At 66.1% G+C, this 1,057-nt stretch carries 1 protein-coding gene; it reads left to right on the top strand.

Annotated features, from left to right (window positions below):
- The first annotated feature begins 252 nt into the window (after positions 1 to 252).
- Entirely contained in the window at positions 253 to 879 is a 627-nt protein-coding gene (locus FDZ70_11320; GenBank protein TLM65008.1) for a hypothetical protein, read from the top strand.
- The last annotated feature ends 178 nt before the right edge of the window (positions 880 to 1,057 follow it).

The raw sequence follows: 1,057 nt of genomic DNA, 5'->3' as shown, positions 1-1,057 counted from the left end.
GGCTGGGATTCCACACCGACGTTCCCTGGCGGTTGGCTGGCGCAGTCTGGCTCGTCACTTGGTTCGGACTCGCCACACTCGTGTTCGCTATCGTCCCCGCGTTCTGGGACGCGCTGAAGCGACAGGACGGGGAGTAGGCGCGCCCCAACAGGCGTTTCCAGCGGGCGGCGCAGCGAGGTAGGCTTGGAAATGGCGACGGCGGAGGGCGCCGCCGCTGAAACGCAGAAACGTTAGTCAGAGAATCGGGGAGCCGTGCACGATCTGGGGCCGCTCGAACTGCGCCTCAAGTCCGGAAGTGAGTCCTTCACCGCGAACGGTGAGCCGGCGGGTTTCGACTTGCTCGAGTACTGGCGCTGGAGCGGCTCGGACCTCGTCGACAACACCGCTCGCGGGGTACTCGCTGAGTACATCGTGGCCAAGGCTCTGGGAATCGACACCGGAGTCCCTCGCATCGGGTGGGCAGCCTTCGACCTGACCTGGTCAGTCGGCGGCGACATTGACCTCGCTATCGAAGTCAAGTCGAGCGCCTATGTCCAGAGCTGGAACCAGCGGCAACTGTCGACCATCCAGTTCGTCGTCCCCGCTCGGAGACCCTACGACGGGAACACCGGCGAAATGGAGTCGACTCCGCGGCGCAGCGCGCACGTCTACGTCTTCGCGCTCCTCGCTCACGCCGACAAGCCGACCGTCGACCCCCTCAAGCTCGACCAGTGGGAGTTCTACGTGCTCCCCACACGCGTGCTCGACGAGCGGAGGCGTAGCCAGCACTCGATCACGCTCAAGTCGCTCCGTGAACTCGCGGGTCCAGCGACGAGCTTCTCGGGGCTCAGGGACGCGGTCCGATCAGCAGGAATCGCCGCGGGCTTGATTCCTGACTAACCCGCGCTTCCTGCGGGAGCGCGCCTACGGCGTAGAATCGGACATGAAGGCGGAGCGCGGCGCGCTCCGCAGAAGCGCAGAAACGTTGGGAAGCCGGCGGGGAGCAGGGCGATGGTGGTCGGCCTCACCGCGCGCAGGATCCGGACCGGCATCCGCGCTGCACGCATCTGAATCGCAC

The organism is Actinomycetota bacterium (assembly GCA_005774595.1).
Taxonomy (GTDB): domain Bacteria; phylum Actinomycetota; class Coriobacteriia; order Anaerosomatales; family D1FN1-002; genus D1FN1-002.
Note: the sequence above shows the minus strand (reverse complement) of the source record. Positions and strands in the feature narration are given on the sequence as shown.